At 68.4% G+C, this 23,112-nt stretch carries 18 protein-coding genes; 8 read left to right on the top strand and 10 right to left on the bottom strand.

Going from position 1 to position 23,112, the window contains the following annotated elements:
• Window positions 1-3: 3 nt before the first annotated feature.
• The 5 genes from ACSQ9A_RS02370 (at window position 4) to ACSQ9A_RS02350 (ending at window position 9,287) form a co-directional block, all read left to right on the top strand.
• Window positions 4-3,312: a pilus assembly protein gene (locus ACSQ9A_RS02370; protein ID WP_436302543.1), complete on the top strand. Its 3,309-nt coding sequence runs from the start codon at window positions 4-6 to the stop codon at window positions 3,310-3,312.
• Between the two features lie 123 nt (window positions 3,313-3,435).
• Window positions 3,436-4,959: a class I adenylate-forming enzyme family protein gene (locus tag ACSQ9A_RS02365; RefSeq protein WP_436306241.1), complete on the top strand. Its 1,524-nt coding sequence runs from the start codon at window positions 3,436-3,438 to the stop codon at window positions 4,957-4,959.
• Window positions 4,937-6,058 (top strand): SLC13 family permease, encoded by a 1,122-nt coding sequence (locus tag ACSQ9A_RS02360; RefSeq protein WP_436302542.1) that lies wholly within the window; start codon window positions 4,937-4,939, stop codon window positions 6,056-6,058. Before ACSQ9A_RS02365 ends, ACSQ9A_RS02360 begins: the two co-directional genes overlap by 23 nt.
• A gap of 325 nt (window positions 6,059-6,383) precedes the next feature.
• On the top strand, window positions 6,384-8,120 hold the full coding sequence (locus ACSQ9A_RS02355; protein ID WP_436302541.1) for an IS1634 family transposase: 1,737 nt from the start codon (window positions 6,384-6,386) through the stop codon (window positions 8,118-8,120).
• 48 nt (window positions 8,121-8,168) lie between these two features.
• Complete coding sequence (locus ACSQ9A_RS02350) at window positions 8,169-9,287, top strand: IS110 family transposase (RefSeq protein ID WP_436306240.1); 1,119 nt, start codon at window positions 8,169-8,171, stop codon at window positions 9,285-9,287.
• A 320-nt stretch (window positions 9,288-9,607) separates the two neighbouring features.
• Here the strand turns inward: ACSQ9A_RS02350 and ACSQ9A_RS02345 are convergent, their stop codons facing one another.
• The 3 genes from ACSQ9A_RS02345 to ACSQ9A_RS02335 are packed head-to-tail and all read right to left on the bottom strand — an operon-like array spanning window position 9,608 to window position 13,427.
• The gene (locus tag ACSQ9A_RS02345; protein ID WP_436302540.1) at window positions 9,608-11,023 is read right to left on the bottom strand and encodes a class II fumarate hydratase; all 1,416 of its coding nucleotides are present in this window, start codon (window positions 11,021-11,023) and stop codon (window positions 9,608-9,610) included.
• Between the two features lie 5 nt (window positions 11,024-11,028).
• Window positions 11,029-12,006 carry a tripartite tricarboxylate transporter substrate binding protein BugD gene (locus ACSQ9A_RS02340; RefSeq protein WP_436302539.1) on the bottom strand — a complete coding sequence of 326 codons (978 nt, stop codon included), beginning with the start codon at window positions 12,004-12,006 and terminating at the stop codon, window positions 11,029-11,031.
• Between the two features lie 44 nt (window positions 12,007-12,050).
• Window positions 12,051-13,427 (bottom strand): class-II fumarase/aspartase family protein, encoded by a 1,377-nt coding sequence (locus ACSQ9A_RS02335; protein ID WP_436302538.1) that lies wholly within the window; start codon window positions 13,425-13,427, stop codon window positions 12,051-12,053.
• 94 nt (window positions 13,428-13,521) lie between these two features.
• Between ACSQ9A_RS02335 and ACSQ9A_RS02330 the strand changes: the two genes are divergently transcribed.
• From ACSQ9A_RS02330 to ACSQ9A_RS02320, 3 genes are all read left to right on the top strand, one after another.
• Window positions 13,522-14,253, top strand: coding sequence for a GntR family transcriptional regulator (locus tag ACSQ9A_RS02330; RefSeq protein WP_436302537.1), 732 nt, complete (start codon window positions 13,522-13,524; stop codon window positions 14,251-14,253).
• 26 nt (window positions 14,254-14,279) lie between these two features.
• Window positions 14,280-14,978: an AraC family transcriptional regulator gene (locus tag ACSQ9A_RS02325; RefSeq protein WP_436302536.1), complete on the top strand. Its 699-nt coding sequence runs from the start codon at window positions 14,280-14,282 to the stop codon at window positions 14,976-14,978.
• A gap of 65 nt (window positions 14,979-15,043) precedes the next feature.
• On the top strand, window positions 15,044-15,889 hold the full coding sequence (locus ACSQ9A_RS02320) for a DMT family transporter (RefSeq protein ID WP_436302535.1): 846 nt from the start codon (window positions 15,044-15,046) through the stop codon (window positions 15,887-15,889).
• A gap of 88 nt (window positions 15,890-15,977) precedes the next feature.
• On the opposite strand, the gene ACSQ9A_RS02315 is transcribed toward ACSQ9A_RS02320, so the two are convergent.
• From ACSQ9A_RS02315 to ACSQ9A_RS02285, 7 genes are all read right to left on the bottom strand, one after another.
• Window positions 15,978-17,021 (bottom strand): NADP-dependent oxidoreductase, encoded by a 1,044-nt coding sequence (locus ACSQ9A_RS02315; protein WP_436302534.1) that lies wholly within the window; start codon window positions 17,019-17,021, stop codon window positions 15,978-15,980.
• A gap of 88 nt (window positions 17,022-17,109) precedes the next feature.
• On the bottom strand, window positions 17,110-18,564 hold the full coding sequence (locus tag ACSQ9A_RS02310; RefSeq protein WP_436302533.1) for an aldehyde dehydrogenase: 1,455 nt from the start codon (window positions 18,562-18,564) through the stop codon (window positions 17,110-17,112).
• Between the two features lie 28 nt (window positions 18,565-18,592).
• Window positions 18,593-19,312, bottom strand: coding sequence for an ABC transporter ATP-binding protein (locus ACSQ9A_RS02305; RefSeq protein ID WP_436306239.1), 720 nt, complete (start codon window positions 19,310-19,312; stop codon window positions 18,593-18,595).
• Between the two features lie 68 nt (window positions 19,313-19,380).
• On the bottom strand, window positions 19,381-20,133 hold the full coding sequence (locus ACSQ9A_RS02300; protein WP_436302532.1) for an ABC transporter ATP-binding protein: 753 nt from the start codon (window positions 20,131-20,133) through the stop codon (window positions 19,381-19,383).
• Window positions 20,126-21,040 carry a branched-chain amino acid ABC transporter permease gene (locus ACSQ9A_RS02295; protein WP_436302531.1) on the bottom strand — a complete coding sequence of 305 codons (915 nt, stop codon included), beginning with the start codon at window positions 21,038-21,040 and terminating at the stop codon, window positions 20,126-20,128. The genes ACSQ9A_RS02300 and ACSQ9A_RS02295 overlap by 8 nt, the downstream gene beginning before the upstream one ends.
• The gene (locus tag ACSQ9A_RS02290) at window positions 21,037-21,912 is read right to left on the bottom strand and encodes a branched-chain amino acid ABC transporter permease (protein ID WP_436302530.1); all 876 of its coding nucleotides are present in this window, start codon (window positions 21,910-21,912) and stop codon (window positions 21,037-21,039) included. The genes ACSQ9A_RS02295 and ACSQ9A_RS02290 overlap by 4 nt, the downstream gene beginning before the upstream one ends.
• 1 nt (window position 21,913) lies before the next feature.
• Entirely contained in the window at window positions 21,914-23,104 is a 1,191-nt protein-coding gene (locus ACSQ9A_RS02285; protein ID WP_436302529.1) for an amino acid ABC transporter substrate-binding protein, read from the bottom strand.
• Between the last annotated feature and the right edge of the window lie 8 nt (window positions 23,105-23,112).

Raw genomic sequence — 23,112 nt, 5'->3', positions numbered from 1 at the left:
CCGATGCGCCCCTCGCAATTTTCACAACTGGGTGCCTTGGCCCTGCTGACGCTGGCCAGCGCCGCGGTGCGGGCCGAGGACATCGACATCTACCAGGGCACGTCCGGCGGTGGCGCCCCGAACATGCTGATCATTCTCGACAACGCGGCGGCGGCGAGTGCCAGCTCGAGCTTCACCTGCCCATCCCTGACGGTCAACGACCCGAACAAGAACCTCGGCTTCGAACAATGCGGCCTGCACAGCGCGGTCTCCAAGATCGGGACCAACGCCGCACTCAACGGCAACATCAATCTGGGCCTGATGTACTTCCCGGGGGGCCCCACCGACGGCGGCACCTTCGTCCAGCCCCCCGCATCGCCGGCGCCCGGCTCGCTGCTTCTCATGGACGGCGCCAGCTCCGACAACAGCAAGGGCGTCGGCAAGATGCTGCGGCGCATCGAGGCGCTGAGTCTCAGCGACGACAAGGGCAACAACAACCAGATCGCGCAGGCGATGCAGGAAGCGTGGGCCTTCTACCAGGGCAAGACCGGCCTCTCGGGCACCAGCTACCCGGGGCTGGCGAACCAGCAAGCCTGCGGCAGGAACTTCGTTCTCTACATCACGCTCGCCACCAGCAACCAGAAGCCGCAGGACGGCGGCAACCTGGGCGGCACGGCCTTGCAGGCCGCAGCAGGCCTGAGCGCACTGCCTGCGCAATTGGCGCTGCCGGGCTGGAAGTCGCAGCTTTCCTCCAAGACGGCCTCCGGCAAGTACCGCAGCGACTATGCGGACGAATGGGCGAACTTCATGTACACGGGCAGCTCGCCCAATCTTGCGACGACGTACCCGGGGATCACGACCTACACCATCATCCTCAGCGATGGCAGCAATCCCGACTACGAACAGCTCATGGTCAGCATGGCCAACCAGGGCGGCGGAAAGTATTTCCTGGTCGAGCTCGGAAACGTCCAGGCCCTGATCGACGCCATCGGCCAGGTCTTCAACGAGGTGCAGGCCGTCAACAGCGTGTTCGCGGCGCCGGTGCTGCCGGTGAGCGCCAACACGCAAGGCACCTACCTCAACCAGATCTACATGGGCATGTTCCGCCCCGACGGCGACGTCAACCCGCGCTGGCAGGGCAACCTCAAGCAATACCAGTTCGGCGTCGACATCAGCGACCCGACGGCGCCGCAGTTGTTCCTCGCCGACGCCTCCTGGGGCACGTACTCGATCGGCACCAACGCCAACCGGGCACTGAGCGCGGCGGGCACGGGCTTCATCTCGCCCTCGGCAGTGAGCTTCTGGACCTCCAAGTCCATCGCTTCCCTGCCCGACTCCCAGGGCGGCTTCTGGCTCAACGCCTTCAAGGAGCAAGGCGCCAAGGACGGGTACGACTGGGAGGATGGGCAGGTCGTCGAGAAGGGTGGCGTCGGGCAACAGATTCGGCTCAAGTACCTGACAGACAGCTATTCGGCCACCGCGGCCGTCACGACGCCCACCACCGCGCGCAACGTATTTACCTGCATCGGCACCGGTTGCGGCACCAATGCGGCCCTGAGCACGATGCCCTTCAAGGCCGACAACACGAATCTCAGCTCGACGGCCCTGGGCATCACGGACAGCAAGGTGACCCCGGCCAACCTGATCAACTGGGTCCGCGGCGAAGACACCTACGCGGCCGGCGACGCCGCAGCGGGCCGGGAATCGAGCAGCCCGCCCGACGCCAGCATCAAGATCCGCGGCTCCGTCCACGGCGACGTCCTGCATTCCCGCCCCGCGGTGATCAACTACGGCGGCACGACCGGCGTGGTGGTGTTCTACGGCGCCAACGACGGCATGTTCCGCGCCATCAACGGCAACCAGCCGAACAACCCCACCGACACCAGCAAGCCCAAGGGCAACTGCACGGTGTCGTCGACCTGCGCCCTCACCATGAAGGACGCGACCGGCGCCACCACCAGCATCCCGCCGGGCGGCGAGCTGTGGAGCTTCGTGCCCTCGGAGTTCTACCCGGGCCTGCAGCGGCTCTACCAAAACGGTCCGACCCTGAAGCTGGGCACCTTGACCACCGGCACCCCGAAGAACTACTTCTTCGACGGCGCACCCAGCGTCTACCAGAACAGCGCCACCGGGAAGGCCTACATCTTCCTCTCGGCGCGCCGTGGCGGCCGCCTGCTCTATGCGCTCGACGTGAGCGATCCCACGAACCCCAAGTTCATGTGGAAGCGCAGCAATGCCGACACAGGCTTCGCGGAACTCGGGCAGACATGGTCGCAGCCGAAGGTGGCCATGATCAAGGGCCATGCCAACCCCGTGCTGATCTTCGGTGCGGGCTACGACACCAACGAGGATGTCGAGCCGCCCAACGCCGACACCATGGGGCGCGGGATCTTCATCGTCGACGCGGTGACCGGCAACGTGTTGTGGCAGGCCGGCCCGGGCGGCGCCGGCAGCAGCTGCACGGGCAACCCTTGCAAGCTGGCCGAGATGACCTACTCGATCCCCGCCGACGTCACGCTGGTGGATCGCGACTTCGATGGCCTCATCGACCGGCTCTATGCGGCCGATACCGGCGGCAACATCTGGCGCGTGGACCTTCAGCCCACCGGCAGCGGCGACATGAGCACCTGGCAGGCCACCCACCTCGCCGCCCTGGGCGGAAGCGGCGCCACCAAGCGCAAGTTCTTCTTTCCCCCGGACGTGGTGCTGACGAAGACCTACGACGTGGTGCTCGACATCACCGGTGACCGGGAGCACCCGCTGCTGTCCCACAAGGCCATCGGCATCGTGAACCGCTTCTACATGATCAAGGACACCAAGGTCGGCATGAGCGCGAGCGGCTGGACACCGGTGCGCGACGACACCAGCAGCAGCGCCGACATCGCGCCGACGACGCTGTTCAAGGCCACCAACACGACCGCGTACGACGGCTCGCTGAACGGTTTCTACGTCACCCTGGCCGGGGCTGGAGAAAAAGGCGTGAACGCGCCGACGACCGTCGGCGGCCTGGTCTACTTCGGCACCAACCAGCCCATCGTTCCCAGCGCCACCACCTGCCAGGCCAATCTCGGCACGGCACGCAGCTATTCGGTGAACTTCCTCACCGGCGCGTCGAGCTTCCGTGTGCTCGATGGCGGCGGGCTGGCGCCGTCGCCCGTGTTCGGCATCGTCACGGTCAACGTCGGCGGCACGGACCGCCAGCTGCCCTTCCTGATCGGCGGCGGCGGCGGCTCCGGCGCCGACGGCAAGTCCGGCCTGGGGGCGCAAAAGCCGGTCATCCCGATCAAGAACGTACGCAAACGGACCTACTGGTATCGAGAGACGGACCGCTGAGGCGGCGGATGCCGAAGCCGGCGTCCGATCACCTCCTGCCGTTGGCATCCTTGGCCGCCAGGACTTCGGTATCCTGTGCGTGCCACATCCTTCTCTCCACGTATGACCGACTTCCAGGCGGCGATGGACCGCGACTTCGGCGTCATCGCCGAGCTGATCCGGCTCCACGCGCATGAATCACCCGCGCGGCCCGCGCTGATCGACGGCACGCGCACGCTGAGCTACGGCGCGCTCGACGCGCTGATGGACCGCATCGCGGCCGGCCTTCAACGCGACGGCCTGCGCGCAGGCGATGCGATCGCGATCTGCGCCGCATCGAGCGTGAACTATGCGGCGGTGTTCCTGGGCGCCCTGCGCGCGGGCATCGCGGTCGCGCCGCTGGCGCCCGGCTCCACACCCGCCAGCCTGGCGCGCATGATCGAGGACGCCGAGGCGCGCATCCTGTTCGTCGATGCGGCCGCGGCCGAGGTGATCGGCGACGCGGCAGCAGACGTTCCGCGCATCGCACTCGACGGCTGCGCGGCCGCTCGCGCGCTCGAGGCCTGGCTCGCGCCGGCCGGTACGCGGCCCGCGGCCGTCGAGCCGCAGCCCGCCTGGGCCTTCAACATCATCTATTCCTCGGGCACCACCGGCGAACCCAAGGGCATCGTGCAGGGCCACGGCATGCGCTGGGCCCATGTGCGGCGCGGCGCGAAGTACGCATACGGCCCCGACACGGTGACGCTGTTGTCGACGCCGCTCTACTCCAACACCACGCTGGTGGTGTTCTTTCCGACCATCGCGTACGGCGGCTGCGTGATCCTGATGCCGAAGTTCGACGCGCCCGGCTACCTGTTGCTGGCCGAGGCGCATCGCGTGACGCACACGATGCTGGTGCCGGTGCAGTACCAGCGCCTCATGGCGCATCCGGCCTTCGATGCGCACGATCTCTCGAGCTTCCGCTTCAAATTCAGCACCAGCGCGCCCTTCAACGCGGCGCTGAAGGCCGACGTGCTGAAGCGCTGGCCCGGCGGCCTGATCGAGTTCTACGGCATGACCGAGGGCGGCGGCACCTGCATCCTCGAGGCGCACCTGCATCCGGACAAGCTGCACACCGTCGGCCAGCCGGCCGAGGGCAGCGACATCCGCTTGATCGACGAAAGCGGCCGTGAAGTTGCACTCGGCGAGGCCGGCGAGGTGGTGGGCCATTCGGCCGGCATGATGGTCGGCTACCACCGCCAGCCGGAGAAGACGCGCGAAGCCGAATGGTTCGACCCCGCGGGCAAGCGCTTCATCCGCACCGGCGACGTCGGACGCTTCGACGACGAAGGCTTCCTCACGCTCTTCGACCGCAAGAAGGACATGATCATCAGCGGCGGCTTCAACATCTACCCGAGCGACCTCGAGGCGGTGCTGCGCGGCCATGCGGCGGTGGCCGATGTCGCAGTGGTCGGCGTGCCTTCCGAGCAATGGGGCGAGACGCCGGTGGCCTTCGTGGTGCGGCGCGCGGGCGACGACACCGACGCCGATGCGCTGCTGCAATGGGCCAATGCCCAGCTCGGCAAGACGCAGCGGCTCGCGCGCCTGCAGCTCATTGACGAGCTTCCGCGCAGCGCGATCGGCAAGGTGCTCAAGCGCGAGCTGCGTGAGCGCGATACCGCGCGCTGAAGCCGCGCCCGTGCACGGCGGCGGCAACACGCTGCTGTGGGTGCTGGCGCTGGTCGCCATCGGGTTCGCGGTCGCACGCCCGCGCGCGCCGCTCGACTATGTGCGCCTGGTCGACTGGCAAACCATCGGCGCACTGGCCGGCCTGCTGGTCATCACCCAGGGCGTGGAGAAGAGCGGAATGCTGCAGGCCGCCGCCGCGCGGCTGCTCGCGCGCACCACCGAGCTGCGAAGCCTGGTCTTTCTGCTCACCGCGAGCGCGGCACTGCTCTCGGCGCTGGTCACCAACGACGTGAGCCTGTTCCTCCTGGTGCCGCTCACGCGCGTGCTGGCGGCCCAGGCGCATCTGCCGCTGGCGCGGCTGGTGGTGCTGGAAGCGCTGGCCGTCAACGCGGGCTCCGCGCTCACGCCGATCGGCAATCCGCAGAACCTCTTTCTCTGGCATCGCTCGGGCGAGAGCTTCGTCGGCTTCATGGGCATGATGGCGCCGACCGTGGCGCTGATGCTGTTCTGGCTCTTCCTCGCCATCCGATTCCTGGTGCCGCGCGCGCCGATCCTACTCAAGCCGGCCGGCGATGCGGCGCCCATGCAGCCTCGGCTGCTTGTGTTGTCTGCCCTGCTCTTCATCGGCTTCGTGATCGCGCTCGATCGCCATTGGCTCACGGCCGGGCTGGCCGTGGTGTTCGGCGCCTTCCTGCTGCTGCGCCCGCGCGTGCTGCTGGGCGTCGACTGGGCGCTGCTCGCGATCATCGCGCTGATGTTCGTCGATTTGCGGCAGCTGGCCGAGCTGCCCGCCGTCGCATCGCTGCTGGGCCAATGGACCATCGGCGAAGGCGGGCGCGCCTACCTCGCCGCGGTCGTTACGTCGCAGTTCATCAGCAACGTGCCGGCGGCCATCCTGCTGGAGCGCTACGTGCACGACCTGCCGGCGCTGGCGGCCGGCGTCAGCGTGGGTGGCTTCGGCTGCGTGCTGGGATCGCTGGCCAACCTGATCGCGCTCAGGCTGGCCAAGGTGCCGCACGGGCTGCGCGAGTTCCATCGCATCAGCATTCCCTTTCTGCTGGTGTGCGCGGCCTCGGCGCTGCTGCTCAGGCTCGGCTAGACAGAATGGCTTGAGCCGTTGAGGTGGCCCGTCTCCAGGACTACCGTGGGTTGCGCACCGTGGGTGCGCCGAGCCACAACGCTGCACCCCGAGGGGCGGACAGCGTGTCAACGAGCAAGGAGACGGGCCATGAGTCAATCTACCACCACTGCGGCCACCGTTTACGTTGGCCTAGACCGAAGTTCCCCGCCTCTGTAGTCACTCCATCGACGGCAAGTACTTGTCGCCGCTGATGAATCCTCCTCTCTGGAGGATTTTTTTGGGCGATACATGTAGTCACTAAATTGCATTGCAAATTTCACGTTAGTGGACTAGATTGATTTCCATGGCATCCCGCACCGGTACCGCTCATGTCGTCACTACGACGCGCACCTACAAGGACCAGGTCTATCGCACCCACCTGCTGCGGCGCAGCTACCGCGAGGACGGCAAAGTCAAGAACGAAACTCTGGGCAACCTGTCGCACCTGCCCGATGAACTCATCGAGATCATCCGGCGCTCGCTGCAGGGCGAGACCTTCGTGCCCGTGGCCTCGGCGTTCCAGATCACGCGCTCGCGCCCCCACGGCCATGTGCAGGCGGCAAGCGCCGCGATGGCCAGCCTGGAGATGGCCTCGCTGCTGGCCTCCAAGCCGTGCCGCGAACGCGACCTGGTGCTGGCGATGGTGGTCGCGCGCATCGTCGCCCCGCACACGAAGCTCGCCACCACCCGCTGGTGGCACACCACGACACTGGCCGAGGACTTCGGCATCGCAGAGGCCGACGAGGACGACCTGTATGCGGCGATGGACTGGCTGCTCGAGCGCCAGGATCGCATCCAGAAGAAGCTCGCCTCGCGCCATCTGAGCGCTGGCGCCCTGGTGCTGTACGACCTGTCCTCCAGCTATTTCGAGGGCAGCTGCTGCCCGCTGGCCAAGCTCGGCTACAGCCGCGACGGCAAGAAGGGCATGCTGCAGGTCAACTACGGCCTGCTCACCGATGCGCGCGGCTGCCCGGTAGCCGTGTCGGTGCACGAGGGCAATGTCGCCGACAGCCTGACTTTGCTGCCCGAGGTCCAGCGGCTGCGCGAGGACTTCGGCGTCGAGCAACTGGTGATGGTGGGCGACCGCGGCATGATCTCCAACAAGGCGATCCAGGAGCTGCGCGAGACCGAAGGCGTGGGATGGATCAGTGCATTGAAGAGCGTCTCGATTCGCGCGCTGGTCGAGCAGGGCCACCTGCAGCTTGGTTTGTTCGACGAGCGCAATCTGCTTGAACTGAGCTCGCCGGACTACCCGGGCGAGCGCCTGGTGGCGTGCCGCAATCCCGAACTCGCCAAGCTGCGCACGCACAAGCGTGAGGAACTGCTCGTGGCCACCGAGGCCAACCTCCAGAAGATCAAGGCCCGGGTGGATGGCGGCAAGCTCGCCGGCCAGGACGAGATCGGCTTGCGCGTGGGCAAGGTCGTCAACCAGTACAAGGTCGCCAAGCACTTCGAGCTGGTGATCGGCGACAACGCCTTCACCTTCGCACGCAAGACAGACGCCATCGCTGCCGAGGCGGCACTGGACGATATTTACATCATCCGCACCTCGGTGCCGCCGGCGCAGATGGACGCGTCCCAGTGCGTGCGCAACTACAAGGCGCTCGCCAACGTCGAGCGCGCGTTCCGCTCGCTCAAGACGATCGACCTGAAGGTGCGCCCGATCCACCACCGCACCGCCGATCGGGTGCGCGCGCACATCTTCCTGTGCATGCTGGCCTACTACGTCGAGTGGCACATGCGCGAGGCCTGGCGCGAGCTGATGTTCGCCGACACCGACCAGCAGGCCAAGGCCACGCGCGACCCCGTGGCACCGGCCACGCGTTCCAAGACGGCACTGACCAAGGCAGCCCGCCACACGCTGGATGACGGCACGCCGGCGCACAGCTTCTCGACCCTCATGGCCGAGCTCGCCACCATCGTGCGCAATACCTGCCGCACCCCACAGGCCGGTCCCGAGGCACCCACCTTCGAGCTCCTCACCAACGCGCAGCCACTGCACCTGCGCGCCCTCGCGCTCGTGCAAAACATCAAGCTGTAGACAGAAAACTTCCTCGCCAACTCAAGCAAGTGCTTGAGTCACAAAGGGATCTCGTCAACTGCATCGGGGAACTTCGGCCTAGACGTCCACAAGGACAGTATCGACATCGCCCTGGCCGAGGCCGGCCGTGACGGCGAAGTGCGCCATCTGGGCGCGGTTGCCGGCGGCGTCGTTGCCGTCACCAAGGCCCTGCGCCGCCTGGTCAGCCGGGGCCATTGCCTACATGTCGTCTACGAAGCGGGCCCCTGCGGCTTCGTGCTGCAGCGCCACCTCGCCGCGCTGGGCTATCACTGCGAGGTAGTGGCGCCCTCGTCCATCCCCAAGCGCTCGGGTGATCGGGTGAAGACCGACCGCCGCGATGCCTTGATGCTGGCGCGCCTGGCGCGCGCGGGTGAACTCAATGCGGTGCGCGTGCCCGACGCCGTGGACGAGGCGCTACGCGACCTGGTGCGGGCCCGCGAGGACGCGGTGCGGGAACAGCGCAACGCGCGCCACCGGCTGAAGGCGCTGCTGCTGCGCAGCGGCGTGGTGTACTCGGGCAAGAGCGCCTGGACGGCGGCGCATCTGCGCTGGCTGGCCAGCCTGGCGCTGCCGCACGCCGCGCAGCAGATCGCCTTCCAGGAGTACCTGCACGCGGTGAGCGAATCGGGAGCACGCATCGCAAGGCTGGAGCAGTCGCTGCGCGATGCGTTGGCGGGTTGGTCGCTGGCACCGGTGGTGGCCGCGCTTCAAGCACTGCGCGGTGTGCAACTCATTGCCGCGGTCACGCTGGTGGCCGAGATCCAGGACTTCCACCGCTTCGCCAACCCTCGCCAGTTGATGGCCTACCTGGGCCTGGTACCCAGCGAAGCCTCCAGCGGCCAGCGCCGCCGCCAGGGCGCCATCACCAAGGCCGGCAACTCGGCGGCGCGGCGCATGCTGGTGGAAGTGGCGCACCAGTACCGCTACCCGGCGCGGGTCAGTGCGGTCATCGCCAGGCGCCAGTCGGAGTTGCCCAAGGCCGTGACCGACATCGCCTGGACGGCGCAGTTGCGGCTGTGCGCGCGCTTCAAGCGGCTGGCCGCGCGGCGCATGCCGCACAACAAGATCGTGGTGGCCATCGCGCGCGAACTCTCGGGCTTCGTGTGGGCCATTGCGCGCGAGGTGACGCCGCCTGCCTCGACGTGAACCCGCGATGACATGGCAAGCAACGCGAAGGAGGCGCCTATCGAACAACCTCTTTGAGGCCGGATCGGGAACGCGGCGCAGCCACGGCCACAGGGGAATCCTCGGCGCGGCTATTGCGCAGCCACGCAAGTGACCAACCGCAGACCCTAGAAAGCAGGCAGCCCCGCGACGAATACATGAACTGTCGGTAGCCAATCCACGCATATCAGCATGATCAACCGTCGCTCACGCACCCGGCTCCGTCGCGTTCCCCATCCGGCATTCGCGAACGAATTCTGCAATCCGGAACCCGGAGAGATGGGCTTGCGCTCTTGACAGGATCAAGCCATATCAGCCGCCGGCTTGCCTGGAAGCCCGGCCATCGCCGACGGATCGACCAGCCGGTCGTAGTCCGCGGCACTCAGGAAGCCCAGCGCAACAGCCGCATCACGCGGGCTCATGTTCCGTTCCAGCGCGGTCACCGTGATCTGCGCGACCCGGTCGTAGCCCAGCACGGGATTGAGCGCGGTCGCCAGCAGCAGCGCGTTGTCGACGTAGCCGGCCAGGCGTTGCCTGTCCACCTCGATGTCCTTCACCATACGCTCGGAGAACACGCGGGCGCTGTCGGCCAGCACGCGGATCGACTGCAGCAGGTTGTGGATCAGCACCGGCTTGGCAACGTTGAGCTCGAAGTTCCCCGACGCACCAGCCATCGTGATGGTGACGTGGTTGCCCATCACCTGCAGGCTCGCTTGCACCACCACTTCAGCGATCGTCGGATTGCGCTTGCCCGGCATGATCGAACTGGTCAGCCCGTCGTCCGGAATCACGAGTTCGCCCAGTCCGCAGCGCGGCCCCGAGCCGAGCAGGCGGATGTCGTTGGCGATCTTGACCAGCGAAGCCGCGACGACGTTGAGCGCGCCCGAGACCTCGACCAGCGCGTCGTGCGCCGCCATGCCTTCGAACTTGCTGGGATTGGGCGCGAAGGCCATGCCGGTCAACGCGTTCAGCTCCTCGCAGAAGGCGGCATCGAAGCCCAGCGGTGCATTGAGCCCGGTGCCGGCCGCGGTGCCGCCCTGCGGCAGCAGGCACAGGCGCGGCAAGGTGGCATCGATGCGGTCGATGCCGTGGCCGACCTGGCGCGCGAAGGCATCGAAGGCCTGTCCCATGGTCATCGGCACGGCATCCATCAGGTGCGTGCGCGCGATCTTCAGCACATCGGCGAAGGCCGCGGCGCGTTCGTCCAGCCGTCGACGCAAGAGCGCCAGCGCGGGCCGCAGGCGCTGCGCGAGCTCCAGCAGCGCCGCCATGTGCATCACGGTCGGGAAGCTGTCGTTGGACGACTGCGATGCGTTGACGTGGTCGTTGGGATGCACCGGCGCGCGCGTGCCCAGCGGCTGGCCCAACAGCTCGTTGGCGCGGTTGGCGATCACCTCGTTCGCGTTCATGTTGGTCTGCGTGCCCGACCCGGTTTGCCAGACGGTGAGCGGGAAGTGATCGTCGAAGCGGCCGGCGCTCAGCTCCTCGGCGGCGGCGGCGATCTTCTGCGCCAGCGCCGCATCGAGCGCACCGCAGCGCAGGTTGGCGCGCGCGGCCGCCATCTTCTGCAAGCCGAAGGCGTGGACCAGGCAGGCCGGGAAGCGCTCCTCGCCGATCTCGAAGACGCCCAGCGCGCGCTGGGTCTGTGCGCCCCAGTAGCGGTCGGCCGCAATCTCGACCGCACCGAAGGCATCGTGCTCCACCCGCAGGGCCGGCATGGGGTTCAGTCCAGCGAGATGTTGGTCTTGGCCGCGACCGCTTTCCAGCGCGCCACCTCCGCCTCGGTGTGCTTGCCCAGCGCGGCGCCGGTGTACTGCTCGGTCGGCAGCATCTGGATCGCCTGCGCGCTCATCTTGTCGGTGAAGGCCTTGTCCGTCATGACCTTCAGATAGGCCTGCTGGACCTTGTCGAGCGCGGCCTTGGGCGTTCCCTTGGGCGCGTAGATGCCGTACCAGGTCGACGCCTCGAAGCCGGGCAACACGGTCTCGGCCAGCGTGGGCACGTCCTTCAACTGCGGCAGGCGCACCTTCGAGGTGACGGCGAGCGCACGCACCTTGGACTCGGTGATCTGCGGCAGCGCCGTGTTGGTCTGGTCGAAGATGCCGTCGACCTGGCCACCGATCACGTCCACCAATGCCGGGCCCGCGCCCTTGTATGGCACCAGCGTGACCTTGACGCCGGCCGCGCTCGCGACCAGCGCCGCGATCAGGTGCGAGCTGGAACCCACGCCGGCATTGCTGATGAATAGCTTGTCAGGATTCTTCTTGCCAAAGTCGATCAGCCCCTCGATGTTCCTGGCCGGATGCTCCTTGCGCACCATCAGCACCAGCGGCGTATCGGGAAAGCGGAACACGGGCTCGAAGTCCTTCACCGGGTCGTAGTTCAGCTTCTTGTAGAGCGCGGGCGCGGCGCCCATGTAGCCCATGTGGCCGACCAGCATGGTGTAGCCGTCGGGCGCGGCGCGCGCGGCCTTGGCTGCGCCGATGGTGCCGCCTGCGCCGGGCGCGTTGTCGATCACGATCGGCTGGCCCACCTCGCGCGCCACGCGCTCGGCGATGCTGCGCGCCAGCGCGTCGGTCGGGCCGCCCGCGGCGAAAGGCACGATCCACGTGATCGGCTTGGCGGGGTAGGCCTGGGCGTGCGCGGCAGCCACGGCGGCGGCGGCCGCGAGCGCGCACAGAAGAGTCTTGATGAAACGCATGCTCATGTCTCCTGGAATGGAATGAAGGGTGGGGTCGGGAGAATTCAGTGCTGCGCCTTCGCCGACAGCGCAAGCGCGCGGTCCACCATCTGCGGCGCGAGGCCGAGGTAGTTGGCGGGGTCGGTCAGGCGGTCGATCGCGGCGCGGTCGAGGTGCTTCGTGACTTCGGGTAGCGCGGCCAGCGCGTCGGCCAGCGTGCCGCCCTTCTCGTTCACCGTGCGGCAGGCGTCGTAGACGAGGTCATGCGCCTGCTGGCGGCCGGTGCGGGGCGCGAGGCCCATCATCACCGCCTCGGCCACGATCAGGCCGCGGCTGATGCCGAGGTTGTGCTTCATGCGCTCGGCATCGACGACCAGGCCGCCGAGCGCGAACTTGGCCTGGTGCAGCGCACCCGCCGTGAGGATGAAGCTCTCGGGAATCGCGATCCACTCGGCATGCCATGGGCCGGTGGCGCGCTCGAAGTCCTGCACCATCGCGTCGACCATCAGCCCGGCGTGCTGCCGCACGGCTTTCGACGCGGCCAGCATCAGTTCGCTGGAGATCGGGTTGCGCTTCTGCGGCATCGTGCTGCTGGCGCCGCGCCCCTTCACGAAGGGCTCGTAGACCTCGGCGAACTCGGTCGAGGCCATGATCATGATGTCGAGCGCAATCTTGCCGAGCGAGCCGGTCACGAGCGCCAGCAGGTTCACTGCCTCGGCGAAGCCGTCGCGTGCCACATGCCAGGTGGTGGCGGGCACGCCCAGGCCGAGCTCTTCGGCCATCGCCCGCTGGACCTCGAAACCCTTGTCACCGAGCGAGGCCAGCGTGCCCGCGGCGCCGGCGAACTCGACGAGCGCGACGCGCGGGCGCAGCTCGGCCAGGCGCTGCTGGTGGCGATCGAACATCGCGAGCCAGATCGCGACCTTGTAGCCGAAGGTCACAGGCAGGGCCTGCTGCAGGTGGGTGCGGCCGGCCATCGGCGTGTCGCGGTGCTTCTTCGCGAGCCCGCCCAGGATGGCGCGCAATTCGCAAATGTCGGCGTCGATGCTGTCGAGCGCATCGCGCACCTGCAGCGCCACCGCGGTGTCCATGATGTCCTGCGTGGTCGCGCCCCAGTGCACATAGCGGCCGGCCTCGCCGCACATTGCCACCAGTTGATGCACCAGCGGCAGGATCGGGTAGCCGACGATGTCGGTCTCCTCCCGCATGTGGTCGAAGTCGATGCGCTCGATGGTGGATTCGCGCGCGATCGTTTCGGCCGCCTCCTGCGGGATCACGCCGACGCGTGCCTCGGCCTTCGCGAGCGCGACCTCGGCATCGATGTAGCGCTGGATCAATGCGCGGTCGGAAAAAAGCGCTCGCATCTTCGCGGTGCCGAAGGCGTCGCGGAACAGGATCGAATCGACGACGGTGCTGGCCATCGGCATGGATGAAGAGGACATGTGGACCTTCATATGTTCGGACATATTTAACTTTAATATGTCCGAACATAATCGCAACTCGGTGTTAACCCTGAGCCTCAGAATCACGCCCACGATGAACAAGCCCCGCTTCTCCGATATCGCGCGACACCTCAAGGAAGGCATCACTTCGGGCCACTACCCCGTAGGCACGCTGCTGCCGACCGAACTGGAGCTGCGCGACCACTACAAGACCAGCCGGCACACGGTGCGCGCCGCGTTGCAGGAACTGCAGCAACTGGGCCTGGTGTCGCGCCGCAAGAACGTCGGCACGCGCGTGGAGTCGGCAACGCCGCAGGTCGGCTTCCAGCAGTCGCTGGCCTCGGTCGAGGACGTGGTGCAGTTCGGAGCGACGCACGTGCGGGTGGTACGCGAGGTCGAGACGGTCGAGGCCAAGGGCGCCTTGGCGCGCCTGCTCGGCTGCGCGGAAGGAACGGCGTGGCTGCGCATCTCCAGCCTGCGGATGGACGAAGAGCAGCCCGAGCTGCCGATCTGCTGGACCGACCTGTACATGGACCCGGCCTACACCGACCTGGTGGAGCGGGTTCGCGATTCGCCGGAGACGCTGGTCAGCACCTTGATCGAGCAGCAGTACGGCCGGCGCGTGGTCGAGATCGTGCAGCAGCTGCAGGCACTGGAAGTGCCCGCGGCGATGGCACGGCAGTTGGGCGTGGAAACCGGCTCGGCGGCCATGCAGATCGTGCGCCGCTACCTCGATGCCAACGGCGAAACGATCGACGTCACGGTCACCCTCCATCCGGCGGACCGCTTCTCGCTCACCATGCGGCTGCAGCGCTCGGCCGGCTGAACGGGAGGACAATCGGCGCCCCGTCCATGCAGTTCAACAGCACGTCCTCATCGCCTCCGCACGGTCTCTCGCTGCGGCGCTACGGCGCCTCGCGCGGCAGCCATGCGCACGACCATTTCCAGGTGCTGGTCGGGCTCGATGGCGTGCTGGACCTGGAGATCGAGGGACGCGGCCGACGCATCGGCGCGGGCGAAGGCTGGGTGGTGACGCCGGGCGACCGGCACGACTTCGAATCGCGCGCCGGCAGCCGCTGCCTCGTGCTCGACACCACGCAGGACCTGTGGGCGCAGTGCGCGGGACGCTCGCCGATGACACCGCAGCTGCTCTCCCTGGCGCGCTACCTGGCGCTGTGCGTGACGCAGGCTTCGCCGCCCGCGGCCGCGCTGCACCATGCGCCGGCGCTGCTGCTGGAGGCCTGGGGGCCCGTGGTGCCGAACGGCCGCAGGCGCGCCATCGACTGGCCGGCTCTCGCCGCGTGGGCGCAGTCGCGCTGGCATCGGCCTCTGAGCGTCGCCGATCTCGCGGCGGTCGCGTGCCTGAGCCCCAGTCAGTTCGCCCAGCGCTGCCGCGACGAGCAGGGTGTAGCTGCGATGCAATGGCTGCGAAGCCAGCGCCTGCTGCAGGCGCGGCAGTTGCGCAGCGGTGGCATGAGCGTCGCGGAGACCGCGCGGCGCACGGGCTACCGTTCGCCTTCGGCGCTCACTGCCGCCCTGCGAAAGAGCTGAAACGCCGTCATTGCTCGACGACGAACCGTCGTTGCGAGACGATCGCGCCGCTTAAGCTCGGGCGCATGTCCGCCACGCTGTACGCACTCGCCGCCATCGCCCTCTGGGGCACGCTCGCCTCGTTGGGCACTTCGCTCTCGCACCTGCCGCCCTTCCTCCTGACCGGGCTCGCGCTGATGATCGGCAGCGTGATGAGCTGGCCCGCCGTGCTGCGCGACCGCCGGGCCTGGACAGTCCCGCCGCGCACGCTGGCGCTGGGCGTCTACGGGCTGTTCGGCTTCCACTTCCTGCTCTTCATCGCGCTGCGGCACGCGCCGCCGGTGGAGGCCAACCTGGTCAACTACCTGTGGCCGCTCTTCATGGTCGTGCTGGCGCCGGCGCTGCTGCCGGGCGTGTGGCTGCGGCCGCTGCATGTGGTCGCGGCCCTGCTGGGCTTCGCGGGCGCCGCCATCGCGATCCTCGGCACGCGCGGCGCTGGCGCGGCCTCGGCCGGCAGCGCCTACTGGGGCTTTGCGCCGGCCCTGGGCTCGGCCTTCATCTGGGCCAGCTATTCGCTGTGGACCCGGCGCGTGCCCGCGTTCCCGACCGCGGCCATCGGGCTCTTCGGCCTGGTGTCGGGCGCGCTTTCGCTCTTGTGCCACGCCCTGCTGGAGCCGGCCGCGGCGCTCACTTCGCGCGACTGGCTGCTGGTCGCGCTGTGTGGCCTCGGCCCGCTGGGCGCGGCCTTCTTCCTCTGGGACATGGCGCTCAAGCGCGGCGACGTGCGCCAGATCGGCATCCTGAGCTACATCACGCCGCTGGCGTCGACGGCGCTGCTGCTGGTGGTCATGGCGCGGCCACTGAGCTGGACCATCGCGCTCGCGGCGGCCCTGATCATCTCCGCGGCGGTCATGGGGTCGCGCGCCCGCTGAGCTCAGCCCGGCGCCGGGCCGCCCCAAGGCGGGCTGCGGCCCCCTCGGGGGGCAGCGAGTACACGCAGTGACAGAGCGTGGGGGCCATTTACTCTGCGACCTGGAGCACCAGCTTGCCGAAATTCTGGCCCGTGAACAGGCGCGTCAACGCTTCCGGGAAAGTGTCGATGCCTTCGACCACGTCCTCGCGGCTCTTCATGCGGCCGTCCTTCAGGTAGACCGCCATCTCGGCCACGGCCAGGTGGTAGCGGTCGGCATAGTCGAACACCACCATGCCCTGCATGCGCGCCCGGTTCACCAGCAGGCTCAGGTAGTTCTTCGGGCCCTGCGCAGGTGCGCTGTTGGCGTTGTTGTACTGGCTAATCGCGCCGCAGATGATGATGCGCGCGCCGCGCGCGAGCCGCGCCAGCGCGGCGTCGAGGATCTCGCCGCCGACGTTGTCGAAGTAGATGTCGATGCCCTTGGGGCAATGGGCCTTCAGGCCGTCGCGCACGGCCGAGGGGCCGGCCTTGTAGTCGATGCAGGCATCGAAGCCGAGCTCCTTCACCACCCAGTCGCACTTCTCCTGGCCACCGGCGATGCCGACCGCGCGGCAGCCCTTGATCTTCGCGAGCTGGCCCACCGTCTGGCCGACCGCGCCGGCGGCGCCCGAGACGACGACCGTCTCGCCGGGCTTCGGCTGGCCGATGTCCATCAGGCCGAAGTAACCGGTCATGCCCGGCATGCCGAGCACGTTGAGCCACTGGGTGATCGAACCCGCACGCAGGTCGATCTTGGTGAGCCCGCTGCGCTTGATGTCCTCCTGCGGAATCAGGATGTATTCCTGCACGCCGAGCGTGCCGTAGACCGTGTCGCCGACCGCGAAGGCCGGGTTGCGCGAGGCCGTCACGCGGCCGATGCCGCCGGCGCGCATGACGGCGCCGATCTCGACCGGCGGGATGTAGCTCTTGCCCTCGTTCATCCAGCCGCGCATCGCGGGGTCGAGCGAGAGCGACAGGGTCTTGACGAGGACGCCGCCTTCGGCCGGCTCGCCGACCGGCTCGGTGGTGAACTGCCAGTTGTCGCGCGTGGCCGCGCCTTCGGGGCGCTTGGCGAGGCGGACCTGGCGGTTGGTGAGGGTGCTGCTGCTCATGGGCGTGTCTCCTGCTGCTTGTCTGCGGGAGCGCATCGTAGCCCCGCCCCCCGCGCAAGCCGGTAGCGCAGGCGACACGACGCGTAGCCTAGAACGGGTAATGCCGCGGCGTGGTCTGTACTGTGAGCCAGCGCAGCTCGGTGAAAGCCTCCACGCCGGCCTTGCCGCCGAAGCGCCCGTAGCCCGAGGCCTTGACGCCGCCGAAGGGCATCTGCGCCTCGTCGTGCACCGTGGGGCCGTTCACATGGCAGATGCCGGCCTCGATGCGGCGCGCCACGTTCCAGGCCCGCGCGACGTCGCGCCCGAACACGGCCGATGAGAGGCCGAACTCGTTGTCGTTGGCGGTGGCGACCGCCTCCTCGACGCCGCGCACGCGCACGACCGCCTTCACCGGCCCGAAGGATTCCTCGCGGTAGATCAGCATCTCGCGCGTCACATGGTCGAGCACCGTGGCCGGCATCAGCGTGCTGTCGGCGCGGCCGCCGCACACCAGCGTGGCGCCCTTGGCCAGTGCGTCGTCGATGAGCGCGTTGCAGCGCGCCACCGTGCTCTTGTCGACCACCGAGCCGAGCACCACCGGCCCCTCGCGCGGATCGCCCAGCGGCAGGCTCTGCGCCTTGGCCGCGAACTTGGCGACGAATTCGTCGGCGACGGCCGCGTCGACCACGATGCGTTCGGTCGACATGCAGATCTGGCCCGAGTTGGCGAAAGCGCCGAAGGCGGCCGCGTTCACCGCCGCATCGATGTCGGCATCGTCCAGCACCACCAGCGGCGCCTTGCCGCCGAGTTCGAGCACCGCCGGCTTCAGGTATTTGGCGCAGGTCTGCGCAATGATCCGGCCGACCTTGGTCGACCCGGTGAAGTTGACGCGGCGCACCGCCGGGTGCGCGACCATGGCCTCGACCACGGCGCCCGCATCGGCCGGCGCGTTGGTGATGAAGTTCAGCACGCCGGGCGGCAGCGCGGCCTCGTTGAGCGCTTCCACAATCAGCGCATGCGTCTGCGGGCACAGCTCCGAGCCCTTCAGCACCACCGTGTTGCCGCAGGCCAGCGGCGTCGCGATGGCGCGCACGCCGAGAATCACCGGCGCATTCCACGGCGCGATGCCGATCACCACGCCGGCCGCCTGCCGCACGCCCATCGCCAGGCTGCCCGGTACGTCCGAGGGAATGACCTCGCCGCCAATCTGCGTGGTCAATGCGGCGGCCTCGACCAGGATGCCGGCCGCGAGATGGACATTGAAGCCGGCCCACATCGCCGAGGCGCCGGTCTCGCGCGCCATGGCCTGCACGAAGGCATCGGTGCGCGCCTCGAGCGCCTGCGCGGCCTTCAGCAGCAATGCGCGACGCTCGCCGGGGCCGGTCTGCGACCAGCTTGCAAAGGCCTGCGCCGCGGCATCGACCGCGGCGATCGCATCGGCGGGCGTGGCCGCGGGCGCGACGGTGGCGACGCTGTCGTCCAGCGGATTGCGGCGCTCGAAAGTGGCGCCGCGCGCGGCCGAGCGGCGTTCGCCATCGACGAGCATCGAAATGGTGACGGTCATGCGAAGGTCCTCCAGAAAGGAAAGGGGTTCAGGCCACGCCGAGGTAGGCCTGGCGAATCACGTCGGAATGGAGCAGCGTCTTCGCGTCGCCCGAAGCGACGACGCGACCGCGTTCGAGCACGTAGCCGCGGTCGGCGGCCATGAGCGCCTTGCGCACGTTCTGCTCGACCATCAGCACCGTCACGCCCTGGGCCGCGATGCGGCGCACGATGGCCAGCAGCTCGTCGACCATGCGCGGCGCGAGGCCGAGCGAGGGCTCGTCGAGCATCAAGAGGCGCGGGCCGCTCATCATCGCGCGCGCCACCGCCACCATCTGCTGCTCGCCGCCGCTCATGGTGCCGGCCAGCTGCGTGGCGCGTTCCGCGAGGCGCGGGAAGTCCTCGAAGGCACGCGCCAGGCGCTCGCTGCGCAGCCGCGCGGGCGCGAGCCAGGCACCGAGTTCGAGGTTCTCGGTCACGCTCATCTGCGGGAAGAGCTGCCGGCCTTCGGCGACCAGCGCGAGGCCCTGGCGCACGCAGGTCGTGGCATCGTTCGAAGGCAGTGCCGCGCCATCGAGCAGGACTTCCCCCGCGCGCGGCAGCAGCCCGGCGAGCGCCTTGAGCAGCGTGGTCTTGCCGGCGCCGTTGGGGCCCAGCACGACGGTGATCCCGGGCAGCACATCGAGATCGAGGCCCTGGATGACCTGGAAGCCGTGGTAGCCGGCCGCCAGCCCACGCACGCGCAGTTCAGCGGTGCATGTCGCCCCCACGCTCGGCACTCGCGTGTCCTCGCTGCCCCCCGAGGGGGCCTTCGCGCCTTGGGGCGGCCCGGCGGCGCTCACTGCGCCTCCATCTCGTCGCCCAGATAGGCCTCGACCACTTCGGCATTGCGCACCACATCGGCCGGCGATCCGTCGGCGATCTTGCGGCCCTGGTGCAGCACCAGCACGCGCTCGACGTAGCGCAGCAGCGTGGTCACCGCATGCTCGATCCAGACGACGGTGAGCCCGTGCGCGTCGCGCAGGCTGCGGATGCGCCGCGCCATCGCATCGACCTCGGCTTCGGTGAGCCCGGCTGCCACTTCGTCGAGCAACAAAACACGCGGCCGCGTGCCGAGCGCCATGCCGATCTCGAGCAAGCGTTGCTGCGAAGGCGTGACGTCCGCCGCCATGCGACCGGCCAGCGCACCGAGGCCCAGCATGTCGAGAATGTCGCCCTCGCTCTGCAAACCTGCGAGCGGCGTGCGATGGCGCCCCGCGAACTGCATGCCGAAGCGCACGTTGTCGGCCAGCGTCATCTCGGCCATGACACGCGGCGTCTGGAAGGTGCGCGCGATGCCGTGCGCCGCGTAGTGGTGCGGGCCGCGGCCGGTGAGATCGACGGTGCCCTGCACCAGCAGCTTGCCGGAGGTCGGCGCGATGACGCCCGAGATGGCATTGAAAAAAGTGGTCTTGCCCGCGCCGTTGGGCCCGATGATGCCGACCAGCTCGCCCGCATGCAGCCGCGCGCTGACCGCGTCGACGGCCGTCAGTCCACCGAAGCGCACGGTGAGCTCGCGGGCTTCGAGCAGGGGAATCACCGCGTCATTCATTTCTCTGCCTTTGCCACAGCGTCGCGAGGCCGTTGGGCAGGTACATCACGCACAGGATCAGCAAGAGCCCCAGCACCATCATGTAGCCGTAGGGCAGTTGCAGCCGCAGCGTCTCGGCCAGCAGGCTGAAGACGATGGCCGCGACGATCGGCCCGCCGATGCTGGCCGCGCCGCCGATCAGTGCGATCAGCACGGTCTGGAAACCGATGAAGGGGCTGAACACCGCGGCCGGCTCGATGTAGGTCCAGCGCACCGCCATCGCGGCGCCGGCCGCGCCCGCGAAGGCGGCGGTGAGTGCGAAGCCCGCGATCTTGATGCGCCGCGTGTCCACGCCCAGCGTCTGTGCACGCTGCTCGTCGGCGCCGATGCCCGCGAGCGCAAGGCCGAAGCGGCTGCGCTTGACGAGGATCGCCGCCGCGATCGCGGCGCCGGCGATCGCGAGCACCGTGAGGTACACCGTCTCGTTCGACGGCACCACCGTCAGCACGCGGCCCACGGTGCCCGAGACCTGCTTCTCGACGAAGGTGACGGCATGGCGGATCAGCTCGGTCATGCCGAAGGTCAGCACCGCGAAGTAGGTGCCGCGCAGGTGCAGCACGGCCGTGCCCATCGCCACCGCGACCACGCTGGCGAGCGCAGCGCCGCAGAGGATCACCAGGGGCCAGGGCAGCACGCCCAGCAGCGTCGCGCTGGCGTACGCGCCGAGCCCGAAGAAGGCGGAGGTCGCCAGCGACAGGTAGCGCGTCGCCCCGCAGAACAGCGACCAGCTGCAGGCGAGTGCGATGTACATGAGGCAGCTCAGTGCGACCGCGCTCACGAAGTCCGAAGCCACCCGCGGCACGCCGGCCGCGAGCAGCAGCCCGATGGAGAGCCAAAGCCAGGGCCTGTTGGCGAATGCGGCCTTCATCGCGAGAACAACCCGTTGGGGCGCCAGATCAGGACGCCGATGAACACCGCATAGGACAGCAGCATCTTGAACGAGGGGCTCGTGAAGTGCATGCCCAGCGCCTCGACCACACCCAGCAGCAGGCCGCCGACCAGGCTGCCCGCGATGCTGCCGAAGCCGCCGAGCGTGATGACGATCAGCGCGGTCACGGTGTAAGGCTCGCCCATCGAGGGCGAGATCTCGTAGGTCATCGACAGCAGTGCGCCGGCCACGCCCGAGAGCCCGAGGCCGATGCCGAACATCAGCGGATGCAGCCGCTTCGTGTTGATGCCCACCAGCTGCGCGCCGACGGGCGACTGCATCAGCGCGCGCACCGCCTTGCCCAGCAAGGTGAGCCTGAGCAGCGCGATGAGCACGAGGCTCAGGGCGAGCGCGATGCCGAAGAGCACCAGCTTGTTGACGGTGAAACGCATGTCCGCCACCTGCACAGGCTCGGCCAGGTAGTCGTAGCCGCGCAGGTCGCCGCCCCAGATCAGGAGCGCCGTGTTCTGCACGAAGAACATCAGGCCGAAGCCGACCATCAGGCTGCGCGCCTCGAACACTTCGACGCTGGGCGCGCGCGCCGCGACCTGGCGAAAGCACAGCCGGTGCACCGCCATGCCGATCCCCATCAGCACCACGAAGGCGACCGGCAGGAACACCAGCGGCGAGATGCCCCAGGCGGTATGCGCCCACCAGGTCAGGAAGGCGCCGAGCATCAGGAACTCGCCGTGCGAGATGTTCATGATGCGCATCAGGCCGTACTGCAGGTTCAGGCCGATCGCGACCAGCGCATAGATGCCGCCCGTGATCAAGCCGCCGGCCAGGAGCTCGGCCCATCCAGTGAGGGACACGCTATTTCCAGGCCGGCTTCGGCATCAGTTGCGCGGTGGCGCGGTTCTTCGGCCATACCACCTCGAACTCGCCGCTCTGCCATTGCGCCACGGTGCCGGGGATCGAGGCGTTCTCGCTGCCCTCGAAGCGCATCGACCCCAAGATGGTCTTGAACTCGTTCTTCGCGATCTGCTCGCGCAGCGCCTTGCGCTCCAGGCCCACCTTGGCCACTGCCTGCTGCAGGATCTCGAGCCCGGCCCAGCAATGGCCACTGGCCCAGCGGTCCGGCTCCTTGCCGAACTTCTTGGTGTGCGCGTCGAAATACGCCTTCGCCTCCGGGCTGGTCTTGGCGTTCCACGAACCCATGCCGATCACGCCCTCGGTGTTGGCCGCCATCACGTTCTTGTAGAGCTGGAAGGCGGTGCCGACCGAGGCGTAGAAGTACTTCGGATTGAAGCCGACCTCGCGCGCCTGCCGGCTCGCGAGGATGGTGTCGGGCGGGTAGGTGATGCCGATGAAGGCATCGGGGTTCAGGTCCTTCATCGTGCGCAGCACCGGCGCCAGGTCCTTCACGCCGAGTGGGTAGCTCTTGCGCTCCAGCACCTGGATGCCCGTCTTCTTGAGCGCGGCATTGAGGGCGGCGAAGTTCTCCAGCCCGAACAGGTCGTCCATGTAGACGATGGCGATGCTCTTCACGCCGTTCGCGACCAGCATGTCGACCAGCGCGCCCATCATCTTGTCGGGCTGCTGCAGCAGCGAGAAGAAGTACGGCAGCTGCATGTCGATCAGCTTGCGCGAGAGCGCGGTGGGCGCCAGCATCGGATAGCCGAAGCGGTTGGCGAGCGGCGCGACGGCGAAGTTGGCGCCCGAGCCCCAGGGCGGCAGGATGAGGTCGACCTTGTCGCTGCCCATCAGCTTCTCGAAGGTGCGCACGCAGGTCTCGGTCTCGCTGCGGTCGTCGTAGCCGACGAGCTCGATGGGCCGCTTCGCGCCCTTCACCGACAACCCGCCGGCCGCATTGACCTGCTCGGCCCACAGCAGGTAGTTGGGCTCCTGGCTGACCTGCGCGCCGGCCGCCCAGGGGCCGGTGCGGGCGATAGCATAGCCGATCTTCACCGGCGCGCCCTGCGCGAACAGGTGCGGCGCGACGGCGGCGGCGCCGACGGCGGTGGCGGCTTGCTGGATCCAGCGGCGGCGATGGGCGTCTGTCATGGCGAGTC

It is taken from the genome of Variovorax sp. LjRoot290, from assembly GCF_964253985.1.
In the GTDB taxonomy this organism is placed as follows: Bacteria; Pseudomonadota; Gammaproteobacteria; order Burkholderiales; family Burkholderiaceae_C; genus Variovorax.
The sequence above is the reverse complement of the archived record's forward strand: the minus strand, read 5'-3'. Positions and strand labels throughout refer to the sequence as shown.